10 protein-coding genes are annotated in these 7204 nt (G+C 53.1%); 9 read left to right on the top strand and 1 reads right to left on the bottom strand.

The features are described 5' to 3' along the window. From HT737_RS14785 to HT737_RS14765, 5 genes are all read left to right on the top strand, one after another. A partial coding sequence (locus HT737_RS14785; protein ID WP_306287212.1) for a lysozyme inhibitor LprI family protein occupies positions 1-775 on the top strand: 775 nt, incomplete at its 5' end. A gap of 41 nt (positions 776-816) precedes the next feature. Continuing rightward, positions 817-1038, top strand: coding sequence for a hypothetical protein (locus tag HT737_RS31820; protein WP_306287211.1), 222 nt, complete (start codon positions 817-819; stop codon positions 1036-1038). Between the two features lie 189 nt (positions 1039-1227). Then, positions 1228-1689 (top strand): hypothetical protein, encoded by a 462-nt coding sequence (locus HT737_RS14775; RefSeq protein ID WP_182403042.1) that lies wholly within the window; start codon positions 1228-1230, stop codon positions 1687-1689. A 20-nt stretch (positions 1690-1709) separates the two neighbouring features. Continuing rightward, a complete protein-coding gene (locus tag HT737_RS14770; RefSeq protein ID WP_182403040.1) occupies positions 1710-3074 on the top strand; it encodes a lysozyme inhibitor LprI family protein in 1365 nt (454 codons plus the stop codon). 58 nt (positions 3075-3132) lie between these two features. Continuing rightward, positions 3133-3888, top strand: coding sequence for a hypothetical protein (locus HT737_RS14765; RefSeq protein WP_374011172.1), 756 nt, complete (start codon positions 3133-3135; stop codon positions 3886-3888). A 144-nt stretch (positions 3889-4032) separates the two neighbouring features. On the opposite strand, the gene HT737_RS14760 is transcribed toward HT737_RS14765, so the two are convergent. Continuing rightward, positions 4033-4449: a hypothetical protein gene (locus HT737_RS14760; RefSeq protein WP_182403038.1), complete on the bottom strand. Its 417-nt coding sequence runs from the start codon at positions 4447-4449 to the stop codon at positions 4033-4035. A gap of 89 nt (positions 4450-4538) precedes the next feature. On the opposite strand from HT737_RS14760, the gene HT737_RS14755 reads away from it, so the two are divergent. From HT737_RS14755 to HT737_RS14740, 4 genes are all read left to right on the top strand, one after another. After that, a complete protein-coding gene (locus HT737_RS14755; protein WP_374011171.1) occupies positions 4539-5048 on the top strand; it encodes a hypothetical protein in 510 nt (169 codons plus the stop codon). A gap of 67 nt (positions 5049-5115) precedes the next feature. Then, positions 5116-6162, top strand: coding sequence for a tetratricopeptide repeat protein (locus HT737_RS14750; RefSeq protein WP_374011170.1), 1047 nt, complete (start codon positions 5116-5118; stop codon positions 6160-6162). Then, the gene (locus HT737_RS14745; RefSeq protein ID WP_121182746.1) at positions 6159-6758 is read left to right on the top strand and encodes a lysozyme inhibitor LprI family protein; all 600 of its coding nucleotides are present in this window, start codon (positions 6159-6161) and stop codon (positions 6756-6758) included. The genes HT737_RS14750 and HT737_RS14745 overlap by 4 nt, the downstream gene beginning before the upstream one ends. Positions 6759-6771: 13 nt before the next feature. Further along, positions 6772-7200, top strand: a complete 429-nt coding sequence (locus HT737_RS14740; RefSeq protein ID WP_306287210.1) for a hypothetical protein — start codon at positions 6772-6774, stop codon at positions 7198-7200. The last annotated feature ends 4 nt before the right edge of the window (positions 7201-7204 follow it).

The following is a 7204-nucleotide window of genomic DNA, read 5'->3' as shown; positions in this document are numbered from 1 at the left end:
TGAGTTTTTTTACGGACGCCGAGGAATGCAGATTTTCAGATTCAGCCTCATTTTATTACTTTCAATACTGTCGCCTGTGGTCATGGCTGAGGGCACGATGATTGCCACCATCCTTCAGGCCGACTTTTCCAAGGATCCGGAAGTCCGGTTGCTTGTCAGAGTCGTTGATGTGGGTGGCGGTTCGGATACCCCTTCCATGGCGGTTCGTAATCAATGCCTGGAGAGGAAGGCGTCCGCAGAACGTCCTGGGCCGGATCCGTGCTTTTCGATAGAGATCACTGAGAGCAAAAAGCAACGGGCCATTGTTCGGCAAACGCTATTGAATGATCCTCAGCGCACAACCGACCCTATCTATTTGGAAATTGTTTATCGCTCGGAGGTCAGCGAGAGTGATCCGACGAATCACCATCAGCGATCCGCCACACTGAAGATCGAAGAAAACGGCCTCTACAATTGGAACAATGAAAGCGAACAGGCATTGGCGGACGTTGAGTGGTTTCCCTCGGGAAATGGTGTTCTTGGTCTGATGGTTCCTGACGCGGATGCATTGTTGAACTCTGTATATCGGGATCGTATGAGTCGGCTGGACGAAAGCGGTCAGAAAGCACTGAGGGAAACTCAAAGAGCCTGGATGAAATTTCGAGATGCGGAGTGCCAGGCCGACCCGAAATCGCATAGATCTGTTTTCGGTGAGTGGTCCGATGCCTGCCTAATTCGCGCGACGATAGAGCGTGCTCGCCAATTGGCTTTGGCACCGGACAAGAGCAGACGTTGAAACGGACAAGCCAGAGCATTCGGGCGAAAGCGTCGACTTGGATGAGCATGCATAAACTTTTCTTTCTCTTTTTTGCGCTATTTCCTTTAGGCGCTCAAAGCGCAGTCACCACCGAATCACTTTGCTTCGAACTCCGTACCTACTATGACGAAGCCAGCAAATGGTCCGGTGGTTTTGTGAAGTACGCCAAATCCAGCGAGCCTATTTCCATTGTGTTGACGGATTCTCAGAATGAAATCCTCGATCCGGACGCGCCTTGGTAGCACACCAGAACTTGGTCCGAAGTCATCAACGGCGAGGTCACGGGCACTTATGAGTTGATGACACAAGGCTCGCAGATCGTCTCGATGTCTTACACAAAGCAGTGCAACGGCAAGGTGTACAGCTTCGGAATCAATACCAGCATCGACTCCTCTCTGGAGTCCGGATGCAAGTGGGAATAGGGCGAGTACATGCATTTCAAAACTTTAGCGTTATCACTGCTGGGCCTGCTGTGGACGATCCCGTCGCTAGCCGAAACCGTCACGTTCAGCCCAACGCAAGGCGTTGAAGCAACGCTGGTTCTCAAAGGCTCAACGCTGAACGTCGCCGTTAAAGGCGAAACGCATAACGAGTCGCGGACGGTCGATTTTGAAGCCGTAAACGAACTCCACATGCAGTTCGACGATTTCAATTTCGACGGCGCACAGGATTTCGCGATCTGGCAGCTTGATGACGGCATGGGTACTTACGACTACTACCGAGTGTTCATTTACCAAGCCAGAACCGGCACCTTCGAAGAATTGCAGCCGGATTGCGGCGATGGTTTCGTTAATTTGCGCGTCGATAAAAAGCGTAAAGCGTTGCTCAGCACCTACTGGGAAATGAACATACCCAAGCAATGCGTCACCCGGTTCTCCAAACGCAAAGCCTGAATGACTCAAGGAAGAACACAGTGAAACGTTTTGTTTTTACCCTGATGGCCGTGCTGCTGCCACTCTCAGCGGTGTACGCGCAGGATGACTGCAGCCATGTCAGCTCAAGCCTGGAAATGGTGCCCTGCTCGGAGGCGGCGAAGAAGGCTGCCGATACGCAGTTGAACCTCAGCTACAAGCAATTGATGGCGCGGCTTGAGTCTGATTATCGAGCGGATCCGGCATTGGGAGCGGAGTACGCAGCGAAGGTTAAAGAATCGCAACGTGCATGGCTGAAGTTGCGCGATGCGAACTGCCCTTTGGAGGCATTCGAGATCGAGACGGGGGTGCCGGCGCATGTGTTCGCGGTCAACTCGTGCATCGCCAGAATGAGTCGCGAGCGCTCGGCGTATCTGGACAAGATTGTCCCTGCACTTGCACCCGACAAGAGCACTTCGACAGCGCCGGCCAACGGCGCCTGTCCTTCGGAGGAATTCCCTGCGTTCCTGACAGCGTTTTCCGCCAGCAGTGAATCACAGCGCCGTCTCACTGCGATGACGGTCAAGTCGCTTTTGTTGAAGCCGGTAGCAGGCAAGGACCGTAGTACCTTTGAGCCTTCGACCTCGGGCGTCAGCGGAGCTTCTTTCACCTACCCGCTGATGGCCGCCATCACACCCGGCAAGACACCGGGAGTCGAGATTGAAGAGGTCGATGACAGTCACGTCAACGTGGTCGATAAGCGGGCGGGCAACAGCAATGTAAAAATCTTCAACTTCTCACGTCAGGCATGTTGGGTACTTGAGGGCGTCGAAGACTGGTCGATCAGCGAGAATGATCTTGTCGCAACACGTAAACCCGGAATGAGCCGCGCCGAGAACTTCTGCGAACAACGTGCCGAGGCTTTAGGAGAGTTAGGGTTTCTTGAGCAGTACCGTCTAACTGTGGAGTTGATTGAAGCGTCTCTGGAAAATTATGTCTGCGCAGCAGAGTCAGGTGATCCAGAGGCGAGCGAGTCAGCGGCAAGACTGAGCCTTTCGCAGATGGCGTCCCAGCTGGAAACCAGCAAAGTTGAGGCTTTGTTCCAAGCCGCGTCAAAGACGCCGAGTGGTGCATTGGGTTATGCCTCGTTTTTTTGTATGGGGAACTCCACCGATTACGACGGTCCTTGCCTCCATCCAAAGCAGGCAGAAGAGCAGGTCATTCGAGCAATCAACATGGGCTCCATAGAGGCGATGAGTTATCTGGCTTCTACTTTTGAGGGTGGCGAGTTGGGAACAAAGGACATGTCCCGAGCGTTAGCCTGTTATCAAATGGCGGCTGATAAAGGTCACCGGTTGAGCATCGACAACGTGGCGCGATTGAAGTCGCAAGGTCCAGAGCCGATCAAGGCGAGCCACTGCATTTGAAATTCGGAGCGCGGATGTGTCGCGATTCTTTGCCGTTAAATTCTAAGTGAGTGGAACTGTGCCTGATGAATTGTCGATTCCGGGTTTCGTGAGACCTCGTTATCTGCGGGTATTGCTGATCAGCGTTGCTGCTTTCGCGCAGGTCGGTCATGCCGCCGCAACTGTTGCCTCGGTGGGCAATGCGTCGGGTCAGTCGCAGATCGCGCAAGGCCCAACCGAAGCTGCGATCGACATGACACCTTGTCGGTTCTCAATGACGCTCTCGAAAGATCAATGGTTGCAGTTCAATACGCCTGATCTGATATTCATTGCGGCCAAACAACAGCCTGAAACCTCTAGCGCCCCGCGTTTATCGCAGGCTCAGACCTCGACGGGTTATGAGTGGAATTTCGAAAAGCCCACAAACCTGAGCCAGCCCTGGTTCGGTGTCATGTGTGAAAACACCAACAACTTTTCTGTGCTCACTACTCAGAAGCCGCCGCTTGATGACACGATAGAGTTGCAACTTGTGCGAGAGAGTAACGACCGTAAATGCCCGGCGACCCTGACCGATCATGGTTGGGAGCCGACGTCGCTGGCGGGGCCAAAAAACGGATACACCTTTGAGGCATTAGGTGGGGAGAGGTCCTCGGGGTTCATCTTCGGTTTCCATGACAAGTCACGACGTCACATCACCCGCGTCGCTTTCTGCCTGCTGCGCGGCGAAAGCGTGTTGATAGGATCGGCGGAATCAGGCTCGGTCACTTCGTTGGCTATCAGCGCCGAAGGATTTGAAGAAATCAAAACAGCAGTGCGCAGCATGGCTTTTGAGTAAGCCTGCGATGACCAAAAGGAGTTACAGCGTGAAAGGATGTTCAGTTCTACTTGGTGGCTTCCTGGCCATTGTCACGTCCGTGGCTTTCGCAGCTGACCCGGACTTCAAGGATTACACCTTCACCCCAGTGTTCACTGGTATCAATCACGAACCGGTGCCGCAAGAACACAGCAACTCGATGATGGATAAGGCACGCGAGCAGGCGCTGAAAGGCAAGTCAATTTCGTCGGTCATTACATCCTCTACATGTTCGCTTGTGGCGGCAGTTCTATTTGCGGCCACGTGCTGGATGCTCGCACGGGGGAGGTTGTCGGCGGGTTGCCGAACGCATACGAAGGCAACACGTTCGATACGTCCTTCGTGCCTGACAGCCGATTGATCATCATTTCCGGCGTCACGGCCAATGGCGAAAAGGACGAGCGAGGCAATCGGTTGAGAAACCGTTAACGGGATCGTTACTACGAGTTTGTGAACAACGAGCTTCGGTTGGTGAAGAGGGTGGACGCAGAGCCACCGACACTTGATGAAGAGTGATGGGATGAACCAGTTGATCGCGGGCATTCAGATCCGCGCTACGGCGAGTGCGCCCTTTGCTGCGAATGGAAAAACACTCCCGCTGAATTGAGGCGGGTTAGTTCAAAGGAAATGAAGTGAAAAGACTGCTGTTGTTATGTATGAGCTGGTTGCCGATGGCAGCGATGGCGTCGGATATCTGCAACGAGAAAAGCGATACCAAGACTTTTCTTACGCAATGGAAAGACAGCGGAGAAAGTGTCGAAGACATACATTCTGGCTTCTACGATGGTGAATTTTCTCTAGAGCGTGGCAAGGTGGTGTACCAAGGTGATCTCAATGGCGATGGCCGAGACGATTTCATCTTCCTCTCCTATTCAAGTCACGGTTCGGCCGGCGACATGACGTACGCCTTCCTGATCCAGTGCCGTGGTTATTTGAAGCATACCGGCGGTGATTACTTTGCCGGGATCAAAGTACTGGACGGTCCGCCCAAGAATGGCGGAGACGTCAAAGACATCGAGATCTATTCCTACATCAGGGATAAACGCGGGCAGATTCGCTACAAAAACAACGTAGCCATGACCCGACCACATCTGTGGCAATTCAACCCGCAGACACAGCGTTATGAAGGTCAGCCCGAATAGATTTCAGTTACGGAGTTAAAGCGTGAAAGGATGTTCAATTCTACTCGGTGGACTCCTGGCCATTGCCGTGTCCGTGGCTTTCGCACCACACGCACTCGCTGCACCCCAAGTCCTCAAGGAAATCCCGGCAAGCTTGTTGGGGGATGAATCACGGCAAAACGTGTTCGTTCTGGCGGGAGACGCGGACGAGGCATCCAACCGGTTGTTGATCGCGCCGGTTCAAGGGCGCAATGAGGACATATTGCTCGATACGTCCAAGGCTTTGCCTCTTACGAAGAGTCAGTACTCGTCTGATCTTCTGGATAGTTTTAGCGTTCGGGTTTTCAACGGCCGGCCTGGAGCCATGACGGTTGTGGATCCACAAGAGGAAGAGGTCCTGGTCAAACAGCGGTTCGTTGAGGCGGGGGACTACATTGCGCTGGTGACCAACGAAGAAGACAACGCTGTTTTTAACTTCAATCTTTTGTTCACCTTCAATAATGGCTCAAAGCAGTTTGAGCTGATGAAAGTGCTGCAAGTGGTCAATAACCACTACTGCGATCGCTCGCTTGTGAGCGTAGCGGAGCTGCCGATTGAGACGTTGGGCTCAACCACTCTGGCTTCATTCAACGGCCTCGAAGCGCTTAAAAAGTTGCGGGCTGCAAACGTTGGCAGCCCTCAGGGCGGTTATAAAAAACTGATGACAGTCGGTTCAGCTGACCTGCTGGATAAAGCGCTGGCAGCCTATCGAAAGGGCGACAGCAGCTCGTTCAAGGAAGTGATGAGTAATATGTTGTTGGGAAATGACTCGCATGGCGCGTGCTCTCCGGAAAGTTATATCGTCGGAAAGTACTACTTCTCGCAGCACCCTGGTTGGTCCAACGATGTCGGTTTTCTGCTGGGCGAGGCGGGTTACTACACGGAGTCTATCCAGTTACTGAATGCGGTGATTGCCCACAATCCGGAACGGACGGTGGCTTACCTGAATCTCGCAGATAGCTATTGGGCCATGAACGATAAAGAGCGAGCAGTGCCGGCGTACAAGCAATATGCATCGCGCATGGCGGAAGCAGGAAAGGCTTCGAAGATTCCTGCTCGGGTAGCTGAGCGCAGTGGCGGAGTATCCGGGCCATGATCAAACTCAAGGCGTTCTTTGGGCGGGTTGCGGGTGTTTCTTTGGCTGCTTTGCTGGTTCCTGCACATGCCCAAGAAACCTGCAATCCCGACAGCTTTTCCAATCCCGATATGATCATTTGCGGTCAACAGACTTTTGAAAAAGTCGATGCAATGCTGAATGAGCAATACAAGAAAGCGCTGGTCGGTTTGGCGCCGGCCGACAAGAAGCAACTGATTGATGTGCAAAAGAAGTGGGTGCGCTTTAAAGAGGCATATTGCGAGGATATCTATCAGTCGGTTTTGCCCGGTGCAGAGGCGCCCATCGAAAGGCTTGGGTGCCTGGTGCAAACAACCAATGCCCGGTTGGGGGAATTGGTTGCTCTGCAGACGGGTTTACCGTTGGATGGTTTTTACAAGGCGGCATCTGCGATTGCAGGGAAGGATCGTGACAGAGACTTAGCGGCCTCCATTGAGCGGCTGGGAGGGGATGAGTTCGATAATCCGCTTTGGAAGAAGTACGCAGACGGGCATTGTGAGATGGCTGGCCGTCTGTTGCGTGAAGACGTCGCCTACTGCGCGGTGAGGATGCGCTTTCAATTACCCATGAACCGCTAAAGGAATGGTTGGTTTGAAATCTTCGTCTGCGTTTATTTCTGCGCTTCTCCTGATACCGCTGACTGCCCACGGTGAGGTTACTACCGAGGTTTCTTGCTTCCGTTCGTTGGGAGGCAAGAACATCAATTTCGAGTTTCGATCCTATTACGACACGGTCTCCCGCTGGAGTGGAGCAGGGGTTAGATACACAAAGTCCCCAAAGGCGATTCCCCTTGTCTACCGGGGTGTCGAAGAGGAAGTCATGGAGGAAGGGCGCCCCTCTCAGTTCACGACAATCTGGGTGGAGGTTTCCGAAGGGTCGCTGACAGGCGAATACGAAATGGTCAGCCAAGGTGCCCGAATCTATGGGATGACCTACACGAATTACAAATCCGGTAAGAAGTATTCATTCGATCAAGACATCACCATGGACGCTTCGCCAGAAACAGGCTGTCAGTGGTGAGCCG

Origin of the sequence: Pseudomonas sp. MD195_PC81_125 (assembly GCF_014060985.1) — a bacterium.
In the GTDB taxonomy this organism is placed as follows: Bacteria; Pseudomonadota; Gammaproteobacteria; order Pseudomonadales; family Pseudomonadaceae; genus Aquipseudomonas; species Aquipseudomonas parakoreensis.
This window is presented reverse-complemented; position numbering and strand designations above follow the sequence as displayed.

Coding starts and splice junctions, on each gene's coding strand:
- HT737_RS31820 (WP_306287211.1), top strand. CDS start 817: ATGAGCATGCATAAACTTTTCTTTCTCTTTTTTGCGCTATTTCCTTTA.
- HT737_RS14775 (WP_182403042.1), top strand. CDS start 1,228: ATGCATTTCAAAACTTTAGCGTTATCACTGCTGGGCCTGCTGTGGACG.
- HT737_RS14760 (WP_182403038.1), bottom strand. CDS start 4,449: ATGCCCGCGATCAACTGGTTCATCCCATCACTCTTCATCAAGTGTCGG.
- HT737_RS14745 (WP_121182746.1), top strand. CDS start 6,159: ATGATCAAACTCAAGGCGTTCTTTGGGCGGGTTGCGGGTGTTTCTTTG.